We start from the raw sequence: 21,896 nt of genomic DNA, 5'->3' as shown, positions 1-21,896 counted from the left end.
GGCCGCTCTCGCTCCCGACCGCGTGAAATGCCCTGTTTCCCCGGGCGGATCCGCGGTGCTCGACTGCACCTCCGGCACCCTACCGCCCACCGTTGTCAGTGACCGTCAGTAGGATCGCAAATCACGATCGACGTCCGCCTGACACGGGGCGGCGGACGGAACACCTCGGTCCGGCAAGGGAATTGGTGCGAAGTGAGTCACATCGTCGTGAAGCGCCCGCCTCGGGCGCTGCCGTCCGAAGTGCCCACGGAAGAGGTGGTCCTGCAGCCTCCGCCCGAGCTGCCGCGCGGGCAGCAGGAAGGCGCGATGATGCAGCTCCTGCCGATGCTCGGCATGGGCGGATCCGTCGTGTTCTTCTTCAATCCCAGCGCGCAGCCGTTCATGAAGATCATGGGCATGGTGATGATCGCGTCGACCCTGGGCATGGGCATCGCGATGCTGGTGCGCTACCGGCGCGGTTCGCAGGGCCAGATGTCGGACATGCGTCGCGACTATCTGCGTTATCTGTCGCAAACCCGGCGCGATGCCACGAAGACCGCGAGGAAGCAGCGCGACGCGCAGTACTACCTGCACCCCTCCCCCGAGCAGCTGTGGGCGCTCGTCGCCGAGGGCAGCCGCGTCTGGGAGCGGCGCACGGGCGACGAGGACTTCGGGCAGGTGCGCGTCGGCCTCGGCCCGCAGGGGCTCGCCACTCCGCTGGTACCCCCGCAGACCGCGCCCGTGGACGAGTTGGAGCCGCTGACGGCGGGCGCCATGCAGCGCTTCCTCGCCGCGCACGGCACGCTCGAGGACCTGCCGATGGCGGTCTCGCTGCGGGCCTTCTACCACGTGACGGTCAGCGGTGAGCCGCAGACGGTGCGCGGCACGGCCCGCGCCGTCGTCGCCTCGCTCGCGTCGCTGCACTCCCCCGAGGACCTGGTGATCGCCGTGGCGACGGGCCGGGAGGCCGCGCCGCAGTGGGAGTGGGCCAAGTGGCTGCCGCACAGCCAGGCCGCAGGCCAGACGGACGGCGCCGGCAGCCGCCGTCTGATCACCACCGACCCGATGGAGCTGGAGGCGATGCTGACCACGCGCCTCCAGGGCCGTCCGCGCTTCCACCCCGGTGGGGCGCCCGTCCCCGAGCAGCCGCACCTCGTCGTCGTGCTCGACGGCGTGTCCCTGCCGCCGGTTTCGATGCTGGCCAGCCCCGAGGGCCTGCAGGGCGTGTCCGTCGTCGAGGTCGTGCCCGGCGAGCTGACGACGGGTCGCGGCGACCTCTCGATCGTCGTGCAGCCCCGCTCCCTGACGCTGGAGTCGGCGCACGGCGTGGTCTACGAGGGCACACCCGACCTGCTCTCCTACGAGGCCGCGGACGCGCTGGCGCGGCAGTTGGCGCCGCTGCGCATGGCCTCGGGCGGCGACGACGACGAACCTCTGCTGGCGAACCTGGACTTCACGGATCTGCTGAGCCTCGGCGACGCCGCGTCCGTGGACACCAAGCGCACCTGGCGCCCGCGCTCGCAGGCGGAGCGGCTGCGCGTGCCGATCGGCGTCGGCGAGGACGGCCGACCCGTCATGCTCGACCTCAAGGAAGCGGCCCAGGAGGGCATGGGCCCGCACGGTCTGTGTGTCGGTGCGACGGGTTCCGGAAAGTCGGAGCTCCTGCGCACCCTCGTCCTCGGCCTCGCGGTCACGCACTCCTCCGAGACGCTGAACTTCGTACTCGCCGACTTCAAGGGCGGTGCGACGTTCGCGGGCATGGCCCAGATGCCGCACGTCGCGGCCGTCATCACGAACCTCGCGGACGACCTGACGCTCGTCGACCGCATGGGTGACTCCATCCGCGGTGAGCTCAACCGCCGCCAGGAGATGCTCCGCGACGCGGGCAACTACGCGAACATCCACGACTACGAGAAGGCGCGCGCGGCCGGCGCCCCGCTCCAGCCGATCCCGTCGCTCGTCCTGGTGATCGACGAGTTCAGCGAGCTGTTGACCGCCAAGCCCGACTTCATCGAGATGTTCGTGCAGATCGGCCGTATCGGCCGTTCGCTGGGCGTGCATCTGCTTCTCGCCTCGCAGCGCCTCGAAGAGGGCCGGCTGCGCGGCCTGGAGACCTACCTCTCGTACCGGATCGGTCTGCGGACGTTCTCCGCCGCCGAGTCCCGCGCGGCGCTCGGCGTGCCCGACGCGTACGAGCTGCCGAACGTGCCGGGTTCCGGCTTCCTGAAATACGGCACGGACGAGATGGTCCGCTTCAAGGCGGCGTACGTGTCCGGGACCTACCGCTCCGGTTCCGCGCAGACGGCGGTGGCGGGCGGGCCGCTTCCGATGGACCGGCGGCCGGTGCTGTTCACGGCGGCCGAGGTGCCGGTGCAGTACGTGGCCGTGCCCCAGCAGCGCTCCGAGGCCGCGCCCGCGACCGATGACGCGCTCTCGGACACCGTGCTCGACGTGATCGTGCGCCGCCTGGAGGCCCAGGGCCCGGCGGCCCACCAGGTGTGGCTGCCGCCCCTGGACAGCCCGCCGTCGCTCGACAGTCTCCTTCCCGGCCTCGCCGCCGTGCAGGGCCGCGGCCTCACGCAGCCCGGCTACGAGGGCGCGGGACGCCTCATCGTCCCGGCGGGCCTCGTCGACAAGCCGTACGAGCAGCGGCGCGACCCCCTGTGGTGCGACTTCTCGGGTGCGGCCGGCCACATGCAGATCCTGGGCGGCCCGCAGTCCGGCAAGTCGACGCTGCTGCGTTCGCTCATCGCCTCGTTCGCCCTGACGCACACCCCGTACGAAGTGCAGTTCTACGGGCTCGACTTCGGTGGTGGCGGTCTGTCGGCCGTCGCCGGGCTGCCGCACGTCGGCGGGGTGGCCTCGCGCCTCGACCCCGAGAAGGTGCGACGCACGGTCGCCGAGGTCTACGGCGTGATGATGCGCCGCGAGGAGTACTTCCGCTCCTCCGGCATCGCCTCGATCGGTGACTTCCGCGCCCGCAGGGCCCGCGGCGACATCTCGGTCACCGACCAGCCGTGGGGTGACGTCTTCCTCGTCATCGACGGCTGGGGCAACTTCCGTACGGACTACGAGGGTCTGGAGCCTGCGGTGCTCGACATCGCGGCCCGCGGCCTGGGCTACGGCATCCACCTGGTGCTCACGGCCTCGCGGTCCATGGAGGTCAGGGCGAACATGAAGGACCACCTCATGAACCGCCTCGAGCTGCGGCTCGGCGACACGATGGACTCCGAGTTCGACCGCAAGGTCGCGGCGAACGTGCCGACGGGCGTGCCCGGCCGCGGCCAGTCGCCGCAGAAGCAGCACTTCATGGCGGCGGTCCCGCGGATCGACGGCCTCTCGTCGGACACGGACCTGGCCGAGGCCACGGCGGCGCTGACCGCCGAGGTGACCCGGCACTGGACGGCGCCCGGCGCCCCCGAAGTGCGGCTGCTTCCGCGCGAGTTCGCGGCGGACCGGCTGCCCCCGGGCAACCTGTTCCCGGACCGCGGTGTGTCCTTCGCGCTCGACGAGGACAACCTGGAGCCGGTGTTCCTCGACTTCGAACAGGACCCGTTCTTCCTCATCTTCGGAGAGAGCGAGTCCGGCAAGTCGAACCTGCTGCGCCTGCTCATCAAGCGCCTCACCGAGCGCTACGACGGCGACTCGTGCAAGCTCTTCGTGGTCGACAACCGCCGCGCCCTGCTGGACGTGACCCCGCCCTCGCACCTGGCGGAGTACATCCCCATGTCGAACTCCATGGGGCACCACATGGACGCCCTCGCCGACCTGATGCAGCGGCGTACGCCGACGGCGGAGGTGACGGCGCAGCAGCTGCGGGACCGCAGCTGGTGGCGCGGCCCGAACGTCTTCGTGATCATCGACGACTACGACCTGGTGTCCACGTCGAGCGGCAACCCGCTGTCGGGCCTGACCGAACTGCTCCCGTTCGCGCGGGACGTCGGCGTCCGCTTCATCATCGCCCGCTCCTCGGCGGGCGGCGGCCGGGCCGCGTACGAGCCGTTCATCCAGCGTATGAAGGAGCTCGGCGCCCAGGGCCTCGTCCTGGCCGGCGACCCGGGCGAGGGCGAGCTGCTCGGCGGCGTGCGGCCACGGCCGATGCCGGCGGGCCGTGGCGTCTTCGTCTCGCGCAAGCGGGGGAAGCCGTTGGTCCAGACGGGACTGATCCCTTCCGACCAGTGACGTATAAGGATCGTCATGATTCGGCAAGGTCGCTTGAACTGGCCGAATCTCTCTGGTGAGTTGGATGTGCTGTGAGCTGCCCGTCGCCCTGCATGAGGGCGACGGGCAGCACGGGAGCACATCAGTCACACGGGGGAAGGCGTCATTCGGTGGCCTGGGACGAGTGGGAACAGCTCAAGGCGGAAGCCCTGCACAAGGGGAACGCCAAGATGCAGTTGAACCAGCTTGCCGACCCGGGCGGAGGTGGCGGGGGGAACCCTCAGGGCGACCTGACGGTCAACTTCCCTGATCTGGCCGCAATCGGTGATGCGGCGTTCCGGCTGCGCACCCGCATGGACCGGGAGAGCGACCATGCGCGGATCTCCTCGATGAAGGCCGCCGGGGGCCTCAAGGCGGAGTTCGCCGTGGGCAAGGCCCTGGACCATGTGGCGGAGCGCTGGGTGGACCAGGTGCAGTCCCTCCTCGACGCCTGCGCCCACATCTCGAACCACCTGGATTACACCAAGGGCGCGCACAAGGGCGACGAGGAACACATCTACGGCGTCATCAGCAGCATCTCCACGCTGGACAAGGGCTTTGACGAGAAGCGAGGTGCCTGATGGACCTCGATGCGCTGCGCTACGGCAACTTTTCTGCACTGGGAGAGGCCGTCGGCGACTGGGAGGAGATGGTCGTCAACCTCAAGTCCCTCCAGGACGACGCCGAGCGTGATCTCAAGGCCAAGGCCGACAGAGCGAACTGGCACGGAGCCAACGCCACGGTCTCCCGTGAGTTCGTGGACAAGACCGCCGGGGAGTTCGCCGATGCGCATACGCAGGCCAACTCCATAGCCAAAATACTCGGCGACACCCGTAGCGAACTGATCGACTACCGGCAGCAGCTGAACGACGCGATCGACCGAGGGCTCAAGAAGAACCTCACGGTGATGGACACCGGGAGTGGCGGGTTCACCGTCACGATGAACATCCACCCCGACCGCGCCGCCAAAGGCACGGAGGTTCCCGATCACAGCCCACAGGACGTCACCGACTTCCGCGACGAGGTGCAGCGGATCCTGAGCGGGGCCACCGAGAGCGACACGACGGCCGCCAAGGCGCTCAATCTCATCGTGGACCAGGCCACATACGGCTTCTCAGGGGCTGACTACAGCGACCGGGACGCAGCCGCGAAGGCCATCAAGGAGGCCGATGACCTGGCCGACCTGATGAAGAACAAGGGGGACGACATGACCCCCGAGGAGTTCGACCGGCTCAACAGCTCCATGGCCAAGTACAAGAACGACCCTCTGTTCCAGGAGGAGTTCGCCAAGACGCTTGGACCTAAGGGCACCCTCGACTTCTGGGCCGATCTCTCCGACCCCTCGGACGGTGGTGACCTGCAGCGAGCGCGCCGCGACCAGCTCGGCGACTTCCAGAAGAATCTCGGTATGACGCTCGCCGGCGCCACGCAGTCCGACTCGCCCGACATGCAGGCCTGGAAGGACCGCATGATCGACCTCGGCGACGACAAGATCCAGACGAGGGGCAGCAGCGTCTACGGGTTCCAGTTGATGAGCAACATCATGCGAACCGGTGACTACGACGACAGCTTCATGAACAAGTACGGCAACGCGCTGGTCGCCACCGAGAAGAAGATGAAGCTCCCCGACCACTACTGGCAGGGAGCCGGCGGGCCGCCGATGCCGAAGATGAACTTCATCGGTGACGACTTCGGACGCGATCCGATGACGGGCTTCATGACCGGCCTCTCCAACAGTCCGGACGCTGCGACCGAGTTCTTCAACGAGACGAATCCGCAGGACAACGCGGAATGGGTACTGAAGGACAGGCCCACGTTCGACGACACCCCGCTCGACGACGGTGACGGCAACCAGTCACGGGACGCGACCGGCAAGGCACTCGTGGCGGCCACCACCGGCATGAACCCGAACGACCCCAACGCCACCTACGTCGAGCACACTCCGGAGAACCGTCACGCCCTCGACCGGTCGCTCAAGTACCTGTCGGAGACGGGCGACGACTTCCCGCCCGAGATGCGCGACGACATGACGACGGCGCTGGTGAACTACGGGGACGAAACGCACCACAGCATGAGTTCCCAGGCCGACCACCCCGAGGACCCGAGGCAACTCGACCGGCACCAGCTTCTTGAAGTGACCAAGCAGATCTCCCGCGACCAGGACGCCTACGGAAAACTGAACGACGGCCTGAACCGCGAGATCGTCCGCGACATCAACACCGATCACCCGAGCGACCCCAAAGAGACGCTGCAGCGGGCCGGTGCGACCGTCGGATTCCTGGAGGAGGCGCGCTATCAAGCGCTGGACACCGACAAGGAAGACCCGTCCTGGAAGGCGAAGTGGGCCTACCACGGCCTCGGCGGCGCGGCCAACTTCATCCCGGTGGTCGGCGATGCCGCGCAGCGTGGCATCGATGCTCTGACCTACCAGTGGCAACAGGACGAGCAAGGTCGCATCGACGATCAGAATCACCAGCAGAACGGGAAGACGTTCACGGGCCGAGAAGGACAGTTGGAGTCTCTGGCGAAGATCTGGGCCGCCGCCAACCCTGGCCAGACGGAGAACAACTCCTACACGCTGACCAACGAGATCAACGCGGCTGCCTTTGACGGCAACGCACGGGCTCGAGGACTGGCAGGCGATCAGTGAGGCGGAGCGCACTGTCGAAACCGTTGGGTGCCGCGGCGATCTTGGCGATGCTGACAGCCACGGCATGCACCGGCTCATCGGGGAAGGACTATGACGTACCGAAGGCGGCATGCGGAGTCCAAGTGGGATCCGAGCTGCTGTCCCCTCTCCTCCCCGACGGCGAGAAGCTGACGCAGCGCGACTACAACTTCGGTGCCACACAGCCCCGTTGCGAGCTGAAGGTCGACGGGAATCTTGTCGTCCACCTCTCCGGCGACGTGGTTCCGGCCGGCACCGATGTCATCGCGGTGAACGAACGCGGCATGCGGGGACTGGGTCATCCGGCGGCTGCGAACATCGGTCAGGAAGCCCGCATCGCAGACCGCGGAGTCCTGGCTGTGGACAGCTGTACGTATGGCGGGAAGCAGCAGAAGTTCGTCGCGGAGATCGAGTTGAAACAACAGGCGATCCAGGATGTGTCCGAGCGGCGCGATGCCCTGCGCTCACTCCTGAAGGCCTATCTTCCGGCGGCGATGAAGGACGTGGGCTGCAGTTGAGCACCCCGGTGCAGCCCGGCGCCGGGCTGCACCGGGGTGCCTCGCCGGATCAGACGGGTGCAAGTCGTCCGACGCCCCGCGCACCTTCGGCGGTCCCAAGTACGCTGGCCACACTGCATGTACGTACATCGGGAAGGGGCCCGGATCATGGCCGAGGCTGCACAGGGCGCCGCGCAGGGCGTGGGAAGCGATGCCGCCGGGGAGTCCCCCGAGGAGATCAAGGCGCGCAAGGAGCGGGAGAAGAACGAGCTCTACGCCCTCGACATCTCCGACGCCGAATGGCACAGCGCCCCCGGCACCGAGGACCACGAGGAGCGCGTCGAGATCGCGTACCTGCCGGCCGGTGCCGTGGCGATGCGCTCCTCGATGGAACCCGAGACCGTGCTCCGCTACACAGAGGCGGAGTGGACGGCGTTCGTGCTGGGGGCTCGGGACGGGGAGTTCGATCTGGAGGACGCGCCGAGGTCGGACGCGGGGTAGAGGAGGCCTACGACTAAAGCGGGGCCGAGGAGTCCGGGCTACGGGGTCCGCTCTGCCGGTTCTCTGCTCGCCCTGCGCGCTTGATCTCCCACATCTCCCTACACCCAGCGTTGGGAGATGACAGCTGAGTACCCGGCTCCTAGCCGGCGCTTTCGTAGCCAACAACGCCTGGAATAAGACCCGAATCGTCGGCCTTGGAGGGCGCCTGAATCTCCTTGAGCGTGAAGAAGACCCGCCCGTGGCTTACTGTCATGTCTGCCGACTCCGGCTCTCCCAGCCGTATCGGCTCGGAAGGCATCTCGAACAGGAGAAAGGGACGTTCTGCGCCCGTCTTCGGGTCGATACTCACGACCGCCGCCGGCGCTCGGTCGTCGTTACTTGCTCTGAACGCCAGGACCTTGTCGCCAATCATCTGGATGGGATACATGGGACGGCGAGCCTTGGACTTGAACTTGCGCGCGGGCTTCCCTGAATCCAAGTCAAAAGCAGTAATCGAGTTCGCGGGACGGTCGGTGAAGAGGTCTTCAATGGCACCCTTTCCGCCCACGAATACCTGACGGCTCCCCACGATCACCGAGTCGCAGGACTCTATTGTCCCGAAAAGTGAGCCGCCACAGTCCGTGACGTAACGGTCAACTCCCAGCGCCATCGTCGATCTGTGCTTGCCGTGCGCGTCAAGAGCGATGAGGTCCGTCACCGTGTCCGCGCCTGCGGCGACAGCGATTACCGGTGGATTCGACGACACCAAGTAGGTTACCCCGACACCGCGAGACACCTGGTACGTCCACTCGGGCTTTCCTGTACGCCGGTCAATCTTCTGGACGCGGTATGAGATGTCGTCGCCAGCGCTTCCACAGGTCTGTAGCGCCAGCAAGTCACGTCCGCCCGCGAAGCCGCTGTCGTTGCAGGCTTCCCTGCCTGGAGTCTCCCAGAGCTTCTTGCCCTGCCGCAGGTCGTACGCTGCCGAGCCCGATCCCCATGCCGCCACGGCGACGCCCCGCGTCAGCGTCACATTCATATTGGTCGCGTAAGCATTGTCGGAGTGCGGCAGCGTCACTTCCCACATCTTCTTGCCGGTGTTCACATTGAATACCACGAGCAAGTTGCATGCGGACTTGGCGTTTACCTTGCCCCCACGACCGGACTGAGCAACGACGGCAGTTCGACCATCGACTGTCACATGCCGCGTCGTCGAGCAGATGGCGCCACCCAACCTGGTGCTCCAGGCGGGGTCCCATTGCCTGAATCGGTACCCCGTGAGCGTACTTCCCTGTGCCATGGCGAAAGTCTTGGCTGTAGCCCAACTGCCCGGCAGGTAAGAGCTATCGCCCGGCTTCAGCTTCTTGTCGTTGTACTCGACTGCCATGCGGGCTTCGGGGGTGACCGGAAATTTCCCATCAGCCTCGCTCACCTCATCCGGGGCTTGCCGGGCAGCACTGGGCGCGTTGCTCGACTTAGCGTCATTCGCCGCCGGGTTTCCACCCCACATGAACCATGAGCCAACGCCGGTCACAACAATGAGAACGCCGCAGATGGACAACCAACGCTTCACGCGCTGCTTTTTGCGATCCTTAGCCGCACGCAGAGACTGCGTGAACGGAGAGGGCGCCGGCCCGAATGACATGAACTGCTTTCCCTTCAACGACGAGCGTGAACCGATGCTTCATGTTCCACCCGTCGCACCAATAGGAAGGGGTGGGCGCCTCCCGCGCGCGCCCACCCCGAATCCGTACTTCTAGCTCTACTGGAAGAAGCTGGCGGCCTTCTTGTCGCCGCCCATGTAGTCACCGCCGGCCAGGTGCACCACGTGACCGATACTCTGCAGAGCGTTGTGAATGTCGCGGGCTTCCTTGTCCCACTTCTGCTGCTCTTCGCCGTACTTGCTCTGGGCTTCGCCTTCCCAGTAGGCGACCGTGCCGGCGACCAGCTGCTTGATCTCCTCCAGGTCGGCATCGAGCTGCTTGGCCATGTTTCCGATCTCCGTGGCCGCGGTGTCGAGAGCGCCGTACTTGACGACCATCTCGTCGTGGTTCAGAGCCATGATCTACTTCTCCATCTCCCGTGGTTTCGTTAACTACTGACGCGTGACAACCGAGCGTTTAGTAGCCGCTGAGCGTGGACTTCGGAGCGCCGTCGTACACGTTGATCTTGTTTACCTGCTGGCGCACGTGGTCCTCGGAGTCGTCCTTGATCTTCCGAGTACCGGTCATCGCGTCGATGAACTTCACGAGGATGTTGCCGATGTTCTTCATCGACTCGTTGATCTCGTACTGCTTCGTATTGAAGGCGTTGGCGCCGATGCCCTTCCAGTTGCCTTCCAGGCTGTCGATCGTCCCCTGGAGGCGGTGCACCGTGGACTTGATGTTGTCGAACTTATGGGCGATCTTGCGCTCGAGCGCAATCATCTGATCGTCTGAGAGCCGCTGTCCGTCTGCCATGTTCGGGCTTCCTCTCCTGAGTTACTACTGGAACTTTCCGGATGCTGTCTCGCAGGGAATGGACCTTCCCCACTCGACAAACGTCGTGTAACTGCGCTCAGCCGGAGCGCCGAGCCCGCATCACCGCGAACACCCCGCCCCCGATCACCACCACCGCAGCTGCGACTCCGAGGACGATCCACAGTTGGTCGTTGCCGTCCGAAGAAGACTTCGAAGTCGATCCTGCCGCCGAGGTCTCGCCACCTGAAGTGGATTTCGAGGGCTGTGACGAGGCTGGTACGGAGGCGGAGGGGGTAGCGCCGGTATCAGAACTGGCCGTAGAGGTGCGCTCATTGGAGACGGGGTCAACGTCGGCGGCCCCCGGCTTGCCCTCTCCGTGCAAGAGACTGCGCGATGGCCGGATCAGCCCGTAGCCGAGATATTTGCTAGGCGCGCTCTTCGGCCAGTCTCGACCCGCGGTGTCGAGCAGGACTCGGGACACCTGGTTCGCAGTCCAGTCGGGGTGAGCCGACCAGATGAGCGCAGCGGAGGCGGAGGCGATGGCGGAGGCGGCACTCGTGCCCTCCGCTCCGCCGCAGTACGAACGGAATGCCGTGTCACACCAGCGGGGCACGTCAAGACCGGGTGCCGCGAGGTCCACACCCCGGCCGTACGCCGAGAAGTCCCCGACTGAGCCCGACTTGTCGGACGCGGCCACACCGACGACGTATGGATAGGCCGCCGGATACTCCACCGCGCTCCTCTTCTGCTGCGCGTTGTTTCCGACGCCGGCGAACATCAACTTGCCCTTGGAGGCAGCGTACTCAATGGCTTCTTGCTCGCCTGGAGAAATCGTGTCTCCGGCGAAGGACATGTTGATGATCTGGGCATCGCTGTCCGCGGCCGCTCGGATCGCCTGAACCGGATCAGGGGTTCTCTTCCTTTCAGAGGCGCCCTTCAATCCCGCAAGGTTCACACGATAAGGAACGATCTTCGAACCGGGGGCCAGTCCCTTCAACCCGCCGCCCGCGCCGGTGCCGGCGATCAGTTCTGCGATGGTGGTCCCGTGCCCCGAGTAGTCCTTCGTCGCATGGAAGGCCACGGACTTAGGTACCTCGGCTGTCAGTACCTGTCCCTTCAAGGACGGGGTCGCGGGATTGACTCCCGTATCCACCACCGCAACCTTGATCCCCTTGCCGGTACTGACCTTCCACAACTGGTCGGCATCCATTGCGTCCAGGTACCACTGCTTCGGCTGGACGCCGTCTGCAACCGCGTTCGGAGCCAGCCCTGCGGACAGGGCAGTGAGGGCTCCGAGCGCCGCACCCATGGCAGCCGCTCGTCTCCCGGCGCGCCCGGCGAAGGGCGCAGACCATCTGCCGCGTCGGCTGGTCCCTGACTTCATGCTTCGTTCGTCCTCGCTCGTGACTTAGTCGATCACCGGCGGCACATCGCGCCGCGGCTTGTCCGGCAGGTGGGTCTGCTCATCCTCGACGAGATAGTCGGGCCGCTGCATGCCCTCCTCCTCGTCTCGCTCGGCGGGTCCATTGCCTCCCGGACCGCGCACCAGGCCGGAGCCTCCGCTCGTGAATCCGGCCCGTCCTGCCCGGGCCGCCGAGTTGCGTCCCTGTGGGGTGCCGGTCACACCATCAGAGTTGCCGCCGCCCAGACTGCGCCCCGCCCCGGTGCCCTTGGTGGTACTGGACGCTCCGATGACTCCGCGCTGACCGATCCGCCCCGTGGAATTGCGCGCCCCGGCCGCGTCCTCTCCACCGATGACCGTGCCGCGCGGAACCTTGGGGCCGGTCTTTCCGGACGCTCCACCCGCAGCCGCAGGCTTTCCGCCCACAACACCATTGCTGCGGCCTGCACCCGTCTGACCCGTGCCAGTGGGCCGACCGCCCGCCGTGCCGCCGCCTCTCGGCGTTCCGCCGGAGATCCCTCGGCCTGTGGCTGTCGGCCTGCCGGCAGGCATTCCACCCTTGGTGCCGGCCTGACCGGTTGATGTAGCGCGCCCCATCGGGTTCGACGTGCCCTGCCCCGGGCCCCGGACGGAACCCTGACCACCGGGCCGTCCCTGCGCTGTGAGTGGAGCCCTTGTTCCGCTCCCCGTCGAGAGACCTCGGCCGCCGGGTCCAGAAGGCATGGGCTTCACGAAGCCGGTGGCGAAGGGGCCAGGTGGCTGCCCTCCCCCAGGGACGCTCGGACCCGTGGTGGTCGGAGGCGTTCCGGTCACCGGGGTGGTCGTCTGCGGCGGAAGCGTGTCGACGCTGTCGATCTCCGTACCCACGGGCTGGTGGGGAAGGGTGGTGAAGTCATGAGTGTCGTTCACTGGCGGCGTGATGCCGTCCGTACGACCGCGAACTGCTGAAGCGTCGGCCTGGTGGTGACTCGGAGTACCTGACTCGGGCCTGGCCGACGTCGATCGGTCCGCCGTATCCACCCCGGGGTGGAAAACTTGGCGCCTGGGCGCTGGCTTCGGCACCCCCACATCAGGCATCGTCCCGAAGGTCGGCGGCTGCTGGCCCTGCAGGAACTCGCCCGACACCGCGTAGAACGACGACAGGCGATTCATCTGGTTGATCGCCTCTTGCCGGTGCTTCTCGGCCTGCACAGCCGCGGTGTAATCGTGGTTGGTCTCTACCCGCGCCGGCGTCGGAATGTCGTCGACGGCCTTGGGATTGATCCGGGTGTCACGTGGCGGCATTGAGCTGCGGACCGACGCCAGGCCGGCGCCCGCCGCGGTGATCTGGGTGCCGGCTGCATCAGCGAAGTCGCCCAGCTGGTGCGTGTTCTTGACCAGGTCCCGCCCCCATGTGCGGAACGCGTCGCCGGACTCACCCACCCGCTGGACGCGGTCGATGTGGCCGCTCAGCTCCGAGGCGGCAGCCTTGATGGCATCACGCGCATCCCAGAGAGCCTTACCTGCGTTCTCCAGGTCCTCGGGCTTCGTTCGCTGAACCAGGTCCACCATGTCGTTGAGGCGGTGGTCCTCGAAGTTCGTGCGCCCCCGAAGGGCGTCCCCCACGACCGGGACGCCCAGAAGGACGGACCGGAAGGTATCGGTGACGAAGTTCCCCTTGGGCGCGTGCGAGACCGAGTTGGCGATGTCGGTGAAGCCGTTCTGGTCCTGCACTCGCTCCTGGTCAGCCTGGTGAGGCTGGTTCTTCGGCTTGTCGCCGGACATCAGTTGTACCCCGCCGTGGACTTGGTGTTGTCGGACTGCTTCGGGGCGGCCTTGCCGTCCTTCTCAGCCTGCGCGGCTTCGCGCTGCTGGTTCTGCTGCTCCGAGAGCTGGGTCTGGATCTCCCAGAAGCGATGCCTCAAGTCCTCGTCCAGATTGGCGAAGCCGTTCTTCGCGCCCAGCACGGCAATCCCCGTCGCCTCGATCTGAAGACTGAGCGACTTGGAGAGCGCAGTGAGGTGCCCATGCACGCGGTTGTACTGGTTGTAGAGGTGATCGGCCTCGTGGAAGGCGCCGCTTCCATCGCTGAAGGACGCCCGCGAGATCGTCTGGGAGCCCACCTTGGTCGCGTTGCCGGCAGAGCCCTCGAAGTCCGCCAGCAGAGCGTCCACTCGCTTCTGGAAGTCCTTCAGCAGCTCGCCGCTGACCTCCAGATTCGCGGCAGCCGCAGCCGAGACCCCGCCCATCGCCATGTCCGCAGGCAGCATGACGTGTCCCCTTCCCCGTTCCCCGTCGGTCCTTCAGTCCGCGCCCGGAGCGCGGTGGCGCGAGCGTCCCTCATCGCGCCTTTACCACTGTAGTCACCCTGTACAACCGAACCAACTGGCCTATGTGTTAAGTCAGTTACGAAGCGCTCTTCCCGAATCGCGCTTTCGGGTGCAATCTTCTCATCTCACCTACGCGCGCTCGACGCCCGGTCCGAGGTCGCGACGCTCGCGTGCAGGCACTGCCCCGCACGAGGGCCCGGAGCGCTCCCCCGCAGGCGAACATTTCCTCCATGAAATCTTCACCGTCGTGACTACGGGAAGGCAGAGGAAGTGGCGTTCAACAATTCAGTCCGATTTCGCTTCGCAAGGCGAAGACTTCTTCAGCTCCGCCATGCATTCCGAGATCAAGTCCTTGAGCGCCGATTCATCCTTGTGTCCCGGCTCGAAGACCCTGATGACCGTGGAGATGTCCTCCTTGACCACGTCCTGGGCGGTGCACGGGTATGGATCCGGCGGCCGAGTCCGTGTACGCGATCGTGCGGGCCGCCGCGGATTCGGTCTCGTGGGTGGGGAGTTGGTTCACGGCGATGTCACGCGCCGTCGCGCCCGGTTCGCGCCGCTCGCGTTCGACGGACAGCACGACCTGCCGGTCCACCGCGACCTCGTAGGTCGCAATGGCGTCGGGGACGGGGTGTCCGGGTTCACGGCGATGCGCTTCCCGGGCGGCAGCAAAGGCGTAAGCGTCTCCGCCTTGATGCGAATGCCGCACAGCGAGGACGGCACGAGGACGGCACGACGTCCTCACGCTCGGCGCCGCCGCCTCCCGACGAGGCGATCGCGATCAAGCTCGCTGACGACTCCGCGCAAAGACGGCACCGATCGCCATGGCCACGGTGGTGTTGGCGGCGGTCCAGAACACGAGCTTGGCATTCGGCCCATTGACCGTCCGCAACTCCCCCTCTGCGTGGAGGCAGAACGAGTCGGGCGGGAAGTACCGCGAGACAGGAGTGCTGCGCGTGCCGTGGCAGGGCGACGTATCGGGAAAGAGGAACGGCTGCGCGCGCTGCGAGAGGACCCAGCCGTCGAGCACTGTCAGCCACCCGGCCACCAAGAAGGCGATCAGCATCCAGCCAGGGACCCTCGCCCGCCGCCCCAGCAGCCAAACCAGGGAGGTTGGCATGACGAAAACGACAAACGCGGCGAACAGCAGGATCAGAGCCTTCATGCTCCATGACCGTACTGATCAAAGATCCGCCGGACAGGCCGTAGAGGGCTTGTCGGTCGGCGAGTGGGCCCCGGGGAATCTTCACCATCGTTGCGGGGGAGGGAAGAATGGACACATCGAGATCAGCCGAACAAGCGGTCCGGTTTCACCTCGCGAGCGGCGCGATGCAGCCGAAAGAGTCAGACCTCAGCTCGCAGCCGGCGAAGGCGTCTCGTCGGCCTTGATGTCGAAGTTGACGTTGCCGCCGTCGACCGAGGACACCTTGACCGTCACGCCCAACGTGCTGCCGTCACTCGCCGTGAGCGTGCAGCGGCCGGTGTTGCCGACCTTCCCGACGAGGTCCTCGGGGCAGGTGACGTCCGGCTTCGGCTGGCCCGTGGTGGCGGCGAGCTTTTCGGCGACAGTGTCGGCCAGCTTGGCCTTGGACACCTTCGGGTCGGACTTCCCCACACTCACCGACCCCGAGCAGCCGACGAGCAGCGCGCCTGCAGCTACGGCCGACAGGGCCCACGTTGCGGCGGAGAGGCGGGACTTGAGCATGGGGTGGAATCCGTTCCGGTGGTGAGAGAAGCAGGTCACAAAAATCCGAAGGGTCCGGCCCCTTCGGCGCGCCCAGCATATGGCGCACAGGAGACAGCCACTTTGCACACTTCGCTGGAATCCAGGCAAAACGGATCACTTCACCGACTCTTCGCCTCACCGGCAAACGATCTCCACTCGCGCAATCTCAGGTTGAGGTCGCGGGGCCGACCTCGGTTCACAGGAGCACACTGCGTCCGCAATAATCTCCGCCCATGGAACAGCTGGTTGGGATCTTGGTGAAGGTCCTCGTGTACGGGGTCATTCTGGGACTTGTCGCGTTCGCCATCAGAGCGCTCATCCGCACGAACCGAAAGGGCGAGCGGATCCAGGAGGACTGGCAGGCCCTCGAAGGGGTAGCCGCTGCCCGTGGCTGGACCTACGAACGGCGCGCGCCCGGACGTGCCACCGAGTATTGCGGCGTGGGCCCGATGCCGGGCAAAGGCTCGAACCTGACCGCCTGGCACCACATCACAGGGGAGTTCCGCGGCCGCTCCTTCAAATGCTTCGAGTACCGCTACGTGAATCCCCTGTCGAGCACGACTCAGGCCGGGAACAAGAAACTCACGTACGAGTCCGTGTTCCTCGTCTCGGCGCCCGGCATGGGCACGTCGGTCATGCACGTGGGACGACCGAGCAAGATCGACAGGATGATGGGCCGAGGGCCCAGGATGCTGCTAGGTGCACCGGAGTTCGACAAAAGGTTCCGAGTCGACACCCGTGACGAAGCTTTCGTGCGCAGTGTCCTGACCGATGACATGAGAGCGTTCCTCCTCTCGGATCAGCGTGCCGAGACGCACCCCCTTCGCCTTCGCGACGACGAACTGTTCACGTGGTACACGGGCTACCTGAATCAGCAGGAGATCGAGAACCGGTTGAACTATCTGTGCGACGTCATGGACCGGATTCCCGCGCATGTATGGACATCCGCCTGAAAAAGCGGAGTGCCCCAAGACCCGGATCGAAATGCACCGGGCCAAGGGGCACTTTGTGCGCGCGCCGGCTAGTCGGCACCGGCAGCGGAGTCATCGGCCTGCCGCACCGTCCGCAGGAATTCCTTGTAGTCCTCGATGACTTGACCGAGTTGGTTCTGCGTCGCGGTGAGGACGATTTCGATCACCGCGCGCTGGGCCGGGTTCCGCACGTCCTCCATTCCGAGGTGCACCTGGCTCTGGCACAGCTCAATGGGCTCCCCTCGCAGCGTGGTGGAGAGAACGAGGTTCTGCACGATTCCCGGCGAATCCGTGAGACCGGGGAGGTCCGGCGTCCCGATCTCGGTCTTCTTGAGGACGCGCACGGGTCCGCCCTGCTCAAGCCGAGGTACCGACTCGTCGGCGATCTGCGAGATGGTGGCGCCATCGTTGCGCATCTCGCCAGAGATGGTGATGTTCGCAGTGAATCCGCCGTCGACGGAGGCCGCGTGGAGCGCGACGAACGCGACGTTCGGCGCCCCGACCTCGTCCGGCGGTGCCGCCTGCCAGCCGTCCGGCAGCGAAAAGGAAATCTTGACCGGCAACGTGGCCGCCATGCTGGATCCAATCCTTGAGTGAACTTCGGCTCGGGCTAGAACCAGCCGCCGACTGTGTCGTCCCAGGCATCGCCCACGGCATCGGCGCCATCGCTGAGCGCGCCGGTCAACTTGCCGGTATCAACGGTGACATTGAATCCGACCTTGCCGCCAAGGCCCAAACCCAATCCGGCGTCGCCGCCGACGGTGAACTTGCCGTCCTTCATGCCGACATCGGCATGTGCTTCGGCGCCCACGCCGGCCCATGCCTCGCCGTTCACACCAGCGCCCACACCGGCGACGTCGGCAGAGGCGGACCCTGTCGCCTTGGCTCCCGCGAACGCCTCCGCGCCGCCGTGCACTCCGTCCTTGCCTGCGGACACGTTCGCCGACGCATCGGCACCCACGAAAGCCTTCGCTTCACCCTCGACCGCGGCGAGGCCGTACTCCACACCGCCATTCGCGGACGCCTGGGCGAGATACGCGGTTCCCGAAACACCGGCCTTGAAGCGTCCGTCGGTGACACTCAAACCGGCCGAACCGTCTACGCCCAGTGCCTGGGCACCTGCCGCGTACTTGTACTTGGCGTCGCCCCATTTCCCGTCACCGTCGATGCCGTCCGACCACACGCCGGCCTTGCCCGACCACTCGGCGAGTTTGATGCTCACCTCGGTCTTCTTGGGGGGCGTGGTCGCATCGTCGCCGTCGGCTGCATCGGCCTTGTCCCGGAAGTACCACTTGCCGTCCTCGCCCTTGCCCCACTCCTTTTCCCTGTGGCGTGGGTTGTCGGTGGTGCCGAACCACCGCTTGTTCTCCTTGGACCACGCCTCAGGCGCGATGGCGCTCTTGCCGACGCCGTGGTCCTCCAACCACTTCTTGGCGTCCACGCCACTTCGGATCGCGGTGAGCCAGTCAGGGCTGTCCTTGGAATCGCCCGCGAGGTCGTGGAGCTTTTTGGTGAGCTTCTCGGCCTCTTCCTTGAGCTGCTTCTGCGCACCCTTCAGGAGGGTTTCGGCGCCCTCGTGGTCCCCGGCCTTCCACTTGTCGATCGCGGTTCCGGCCTGCCCCTGCGCCCACGTCAACGTGGAGGAGTACGAGTGGACGGCCTTGGAAGCCCCCGACATCGCGTCGCTCGCGAAGTACCAGTTGGTCTTTTCCTTGCCCAAGGTGGGCCAAAAGGCGTCACTGGCCTGACCGACCCAGCCCTTGATGCGCAGGTCGCGCAAGCCGTCGCCGATCTTCTCGAACTTGTCCGACCAGCTGTTGAAAGCGGTCTCGACGTCGCCGAGCTTGCCGGCATCCCCCGGAATGAGATCCTTCGGGTCGTCGGTCGACCCGAGCGTCGCTGCCATGAGTGCGGAATCCCTGTTCTTGTTCTTGAGTTTGCGTCTGCGCCGGGCTCGACACCGTCAGGAAAGCGCGGTCTTCACGGACTTCACGGCGTCGCGGATGGCCTCGTCCGTGTCCCGGTAGTTACCGTCGGCCTGATCCAGTCCGTCCGCCAGAGTCGCCGCGCAGTCGGCCAGGAACTCGCCCCCCGACTCCCACGTCGCGCAGAAAGTCACCAGTGACGCGGCCGCGTCATCGTTCCCCACCTTGGTGGCCACATCCGCCGCGTCCCCAAGGTCCACCTTCTTGACCGGCTTGAGGATTTCCACGATGTCCTTCGCGCCCTGCTTCAAGACGCCTGGGCCGACTCCGAGATCCGCAGCCATGGCGACTCCCCCTTTTTTCAACTGCCACTGCACGCACACCCGACAGCACCGGGCAAAGGCACGCTACCAGCGGAAACGCGCCTCGAAGTGAACCCTCACCGCCCCTTCACCACTCCACTCCACAGCCCTTTCCGGCACCCGACGAGCGTCCCGTGCGCGCTGCGCCAGAAGGTCAACCCGAGGGCGAACTCAAGTGGGAAATCGACTGGTTCGCCCAACACGGCCGGAGCAGGTGAGCAACTCGTTCTCGACAGCTGCGCGTTCGGTAACTCCCGTGTGACCGAACGCTGTTGGTGCGGCATGATCAAGCGCCCCCGTCCCCGCCGATCGCCGTCACCATCTCCTTGCCCTCGACGGACACCCCGCTCCTGTCGATAGGGACCTCACGGGCCGTAATGGCCCCGAGGGCCGAGGTGTCCGACCTGGCGGACAACTTGCACTGGCACACGGGGCAAAGGGCTCACCCAACGCGCGGAAGACTATGAGAAACGTGGAAGACACGATGCAAGGACTCCCGCCCATCAAGGCCCGTTGGGCCTGTGCCGCAGCACTCAGTGCCGCGCTCCTGGTCGCGTCGGCGTCCGCCTGTGCCTCGCCCGCCCCCGAGCACGCATACGCCACCCCCGAGGATCTGTGCGGTACGAAGGTGTCCGCCGCCTTTCTCGAGCCGTTGTTGCCGCCAGGGAAGACGATTGCGGCTCGGCCCGCGTCAGCGGTGGGTGTCGAGCGGTGTCGGCTGCTGGTCGACGGGAAGGTCGTGTTCTCCAGCAGTGTGGAGAAGCGGGCCGCCGGTGCCTCCGCGCGGGACGTGGCCGAGTCGGCCATCGGCGTCGAGCCCACCGACACCAGGACCGGAGACGGGCGGTTCATCTACTCCAAGGCCGGTGCCGTCGGCCGGGTGGAGTGCTCGGGTCGACCGGACAGTTCGCTCTGGGTGACGGCGCGGACCACGCGCCCCGCCACGGCGGCGGACATGCTCAAGCTCGTCAAGGAGTACGCGAACTCCGCTGCCGGGTCGGGCGTCTGCGACGAGCTGTGACGTCGGGGGAGGGTGCCTTCAGCAGGCTCCCTCCCTCGAAGTCACCGCCAATGCGTACGCGCGCTGGGTGAGGGTTCCCTCGCCGCCCGTGACGCCCGGCGGTGTGTAGTCGTCCTGCACCCGCCGGCTGCGCTGGATGTGCGTGCAGAACGCCGCGTCCGCTCCGTCCGCGCGCACTGTGAAGTAGGCGTCGGTGTCCGTGTTCGTGGCGGCCGGGTCGGCGTCCACGCCGGATTCCGGCGCGCCCCCGCCGCCGTACTGGACCACCTTGTCCTCGAACAGCGACTCGTAGGTGTCGAAGTAGGCGGAGTCGGTGCTCAAGCCGTCGTCCCGGTACATGTAGCCGTCCAGGTCGTCCGTGGCCTGCCGCACCGCGCCGGTCAGTTCGTCGTCGCTCCACACCGAGTCGGCGGCGACGGCCCGCAGTTGGAATCCGGAGAAGGCCACGACTCCCGCCAGGACCACGAAGACGACGCGTCCGACGGTGAAGGCGGCGTCAGGGAGTTCGTCCCCCGAAGGGTTGAAGGCGTGGCGCCAGGCCCGTACGCGATCGGCCTTCACACAGGCCGCCAGCAGAAGCACGGCGGCGAGCGCGAAGCTGATCATGCTCATCGCGTTCATGCCCGGCGGGCCATGTTCCGGCCCCTGCGCCGCGCGTCCCGTACCGCGACGGCCGTCCCTCCCAGGCCCGCCACCAGCACCGCGGTCCCGACGACCGTGTACGTGGCCAGGCGGGTGTTGCGCTGCTCCGCCGTCTCTCCGAAGTGGAGTTTCGCCGCCGTAGGAGCCTCCGCGCGGGTGACGCCCTCGTCGGGGGACGGGGACTCGATCGGGTGATCCGGATCCTCCGTGACCGCGCGGACGGGGTCGACGACGCCCCAGCCGACCAGGATGTCGTGGCCCGAGGTCGAGCGTTCCGCGGTCTGTTCGATCTGGGCGACGACCTCGGCCGCCGTCCAGTCGGGGTGCTTCGCCTTGACGAGGGCCGCGACTCCGGCCACATAGGGGGCGGAGAAGCTGGTTCCGTTGTCCGAGCAGTGGCCGGCGCCCGGGACCGTGGAGACCATGTCCACGCCCGGCGCGGCCACGCCCACGAAGTCGCCCGACTGGGAGAACGCGGCTCGTTCGTTGTTGCGGTCCGAGGCCGCGACCGCCAGGACGCCGGGGAACGACGCCGGGTAGGTCTTCTTCACCTTGCCGTCCAGGCCGTCGTTTCCTGCCGAGGCGACGACCACGATCTTGGCGGCGAGGGCCGAGTTGACCGCCGCCTCCAGCTGCGGGGCGGGCTTGACCGCGTTCGCCGTGTCCTGCGAGATGTTGATGACCTGGGCGCCCACGGACTTCGCGTACAGGATGGCCGATGCGAGAGTCTCGGCCGTGCCGTGGCCCTCCGCGTCGTTCTGCTGGATCGGGATGATCGTGGCCTCGGGGGCCAGGCCCACGAAACCGGTGCCCTTGGCCGGGCGCGCGGCGATGATGCCCGCGACGCGGGTGCCGTGGCCCACGGTGTCGGTGGTGCCGTTCTCCTTGCCGCGTTCGATCTTGCTGCCGTTGTCGTCCTTGAGGCCCTTGGGCAGCAGGTTCTTGCCCTTGGACGTGTCCACGGCGCGGGTGAGCTGTGCGTTCTTGACGTCAACGCCCGTGTCGATGACGGCGACCTTGACGCCCTTGCCCTTGGTCTCGCTCCACAGGTCGTCGAGCAGGACGCGCTGGAGCGACCAGGGGCGGCCCGAGTACTTGGGGTTCTTCGGGCCGAAGGTGCACTGCTCACCGTCGGCTGCCGCGGGCCCGGCGGGCAGGAGCGCGGTGGTCGTCACGGTCACGGTCAGCGCGGCTACCAGTGCCGCCCTGCGCGTCCACGTGGCTGCGGATTCCCCGGATGCGTACGCCATCGTGT

At 66.7% G+C, this 21,896-nt stretch carries 21 protein-coding genes; 7 read left to right on the top strand and 14 right to left on the bottom strand.

The window, feature by feature from the left end; translation table 11 throughout:
• Positions 1–192: 192 nt before the first annotated feature.
• From eccCa to LGI35_RS31300, 5 genes are all read left to right on the top strand, one after another.
• Complete coding sequence (eccCa, locus tag LGI35_RS31320) at positions 193–4,161, top strand: type VII secretion protein EccCa (protein ID WP_227297620.1); 3,969 nt, start codon at positions 193–195, stop codon at positions 4,159–4,161.
• A 149-nt stretch (positions 4,162–4,310) separates the two neighbouring features.
• Positions 4,311–4,760: a hypothetical protein gene (locus LGI35_RS31315; RefSeq protein WP_227297610.1), complete on the top strand. Its 450-nt coding sequence runs from the start codon at positions 4,311–4,313 to the stop codon at positions 4,758–4,760.
• The gene (locus LGI35_RS31310; RefSeq protein WP_227297608.1) at positions 4,760–6,829 is read left to right on the top strand and encodes a hypothetical protein; all 2,070 of its coding nucleotides are present in this window, start codon (positions 4,760–4,762) and stop codon (positions 6,827–6,829) included. The genes LGI35_RS31315 and LGI35_RS31310 overlap by 1 nt, the downstream gene beginning before the upstream one ends.
• Before the next feature lie 122 nt (positions 6,830–6,951).
• The gene (locus LGI35_RS31305) at positions 6,952–7,365 is read left to right on the top strand and encodes a hypothetical protein (RefSeq protein ID WP_227297607.1); all 414 of its coding nucleotides are present in this window, start codon (positions 6,952–6,954) and stop codon (positions 7,363–7,365) included.
• Between the two features lie 147 nt (positions 7,366–7,512).
• Positions 7,513–7,845 (top strand): DUF397 domain-containing protein, encoded by a 333-nt coding sequence (locus LGI35_RS31300; protein ID WP_227297606.1) that lies wholly within the window; start codon positions 7,513–7,515, stop codon positions 7,843–7,845.
• Positions 7,846–7,984: 139 nt separating this feature from the next.
• Here the strand turns inward: LGI35_RS31300 and LGI35_RS31295 are convergent, their stop codons facing one another.
• The 9 genes from LGI35_RS31295 to LGI35_RS31255 form a co-directional block, all read right to left on the bottom strand.
• Positions 7,985–9,469: an outer membrane protein assembly factor BamB family protein gene (locus LGI35_RS31295; RefSeq protein WP_227297605.1), complete on the bottom strand. Its 1,485-nt coding sequence runs from the start codon at positions 9,467–9,469 to the stop codon at positions 7,985–7,987.
• A 117-nt stretch (positions 9,470–9,586) separates the two neighbouring features.
• Complete coding sequence (locus LGI35_RS31290; RefSeq protein WP_227297604.1) at positions 9,587–9,886, bottom strand: WXG100 family type VII secretion target; 300 nt, start codon at positions 9,884–9,886, stop codon at positions 9,587–9,589.
• Between the two features lie 58 nt (positions 9,887–9,944).
• Entirely contained in the window at positions 9,945–10,283 is a 339-nt protein-coding gene (locus LGI35_RS31285) for a WXG100 family type VII secretion target (protein ID WP_227297603.1), read from the bottom strand.
• A gap of 97 nt (positions 10,284–10,380) precedes the next feature.
• Positions 10,381–11,592, bottom strand: coding sequence for a S8 family serine peptidase (locus LGI35_RS31280; protein WP_227297602.1), 1,212 nt, complete (start codon positions 11,590–11,592; stop codon positions 10,381–10,383).
• A gap of 99 nt (positions 11,593–11,691) precedes the next feature.
• Complete coding sequence (locus LGI35_RS31275; protein ID WP_227297601.1) at positions 11,692–13,236, bottom strand: dermokine domain-containing protein; 1,545 nt, start codon at positions 13,234–13,236, stop codon at positions 11,692–11,694.
• Between the two features lie 212 nt (positions 13,237–13,448).
• The gene (locus tag LGI35_RS31270) at positions 13,449–13,934 is read right to left on the bottom strand and encodes a hypothetical protein (RefSeq protein WP_227297600.1); all 486 of its coding nucleotides are present in this window, start codon (positions 13,932–13,934) and stop codon (positions 13,449–13,451) included.
• A 345-nt stretch (positions 13,935–14,279) separates the two neighbouring features.
• On the bottom strand, positions 14,280–14,417 hold the full coding sequence (locus LGI35_RS31265; protein ID WP_227297599.1) for a hypothetical protein: 138 nt from the start codon (positions 14,415–14,417) through the stop codon (positions 14,280–14,282).
• 358 nt (positions 14,418–14,775) lie between these two features.
• On the bottom strand, positions 14,776–15,159 hold the full coding sequence (locus LGI35_RS31260) for a hypothetical protein (protein WP_227297598.1): 384 nt from the start codon (positions 15,157–15,159) through the stop codon (positions 14,776–14,778).
• 186 nt (positions 15,160–15,345) lie between these two features.
• The gene (locus LGI35_RS31255; protein WP_227297597.1) at positions 15,346–15,699 is read right to left on the bottom strand and encodes a DUF4333 domain-containing protein; all 354 of its coding nucleotides are present in this window, start codon (positions 15,697–15,699) and stop codon (positions 15,346–15,348) included.
• Between the two features lie 275 nt (positions 15,700–15,974).
• Between LGI35_RS31255 and LGI35_RS31250 the strand changes: the two genes are divergently transcribed.
• Positions 15,975–16,673 carry a hypothetical protein gene (locus tag LGI35_RS31250; RefSeq protein ID WP_227297596.1) on the top strand — a complete coding sequence of 233 codons (699 nt, stop codon included), beginning with the start codon at positions 15,975–15,977 and terminating at the stop codon, positions 16,671–16,673.
• A gap of 68 nt (positions 16,674–16,741) precedes the next feature.
• On the opposite strand, the gene LGI35_RS31245 is transcribed toward LGI35_RS31250, so the two are convergent.
• From LGI35_RS31245 to LGI35_RS31235, 3 genes are read right to left on the bottom strand one after another with little or no spacing between them, the layout of a single operon-like run.
• Entirely contained in the window at positions 16,742–17,266 is a 525-nt protein-coding gene (locus tag LGI35_RS31245) for a hypothetical protein (RefSeq protein WP_227297595.1), read from the bottom strand.
• Positions 17,267–17,301: 35 nt separating this feature from the next.
• Entirely contained in the window at positions 17,302–18,597 is a 1,296-nt protein-coding gene (locus LGI35_RS31240; RefSeq protein WP_227297594.1) for a putative T7SS-secreted protein, read from the bottom strand.
• Between the two features lie 57 nt (positions 18,598–18,654).
• Positions 18,655–18,960 carry a hypothetical protein gene (locus LGI35_RS31235; RefSeq protein ID WP_227297593.1) on the bottom strand — a complete coding sequence of 102 codons (306 nt, stop codon included), beginning with the start codon at positions 18,958–18,960 and terminating at the stop codon, positions 18,655–18,657.
• A 490-nt stretch (positions 18,961–19,450) separates the two neighbouring features.
• On the opposite strand from LGI35_RS31235, the gene LGI35_RS31230 reads away from it, so the two are divergent.
• Positions 19,451–19,999, top strand: coding sequence for a hypothetical protein (locus LGI35_RS31230; protein WP_227297592.1), 549 nt, complete (start codon positions 19,451–19,453; stop codon positions 19,997–19,999).
• An 18-nt stretch (positions 20,000–20,017) separates the two neighbouring features.
• Here LGI35_RS31230 and LGI35_RS31225 read toward each other — a convergent pair whose 3' ends face one another.
• On the bottom strand, positions 20,018–20,611 hold the full coding sequence (locus tag LGI35_RS31225) for a hypothetical protein (protein ID WP_227297591.1): 594 nt from the start codon (positions 20,609–20,611) through the stop codon (positions 20,018–20,020).
• Positions 20,612–20,616: 5 nt separating this feature from the next.
• Entirely contained in the window at positions 20,617–21,891 is a 1,275-nt protein-coding gene (gene mycP, locus LGI35_RS31220) for a type VII secretion-associated serine protease mycosin (RefSeq protein WP_227297590.1), read from the bottom strand.
• Positions 21,892–21,896: the final 5 nt, after the last annotated feature.

This window comes from Streptomyces longhuiensis, from assembly GCF_020616555.1.
GTDB lineage: Bacteria > Actinomycetota > Actinomycetes > Streptomycetales > Streptomycetaceae > Streptomyces > Streptomyces longhuiensis.
The sequence above is the reverse complement of the archived record's forward strand: the minus strand, read 5'-3'. Positions and strand labels throughout refer to the sequence as shown.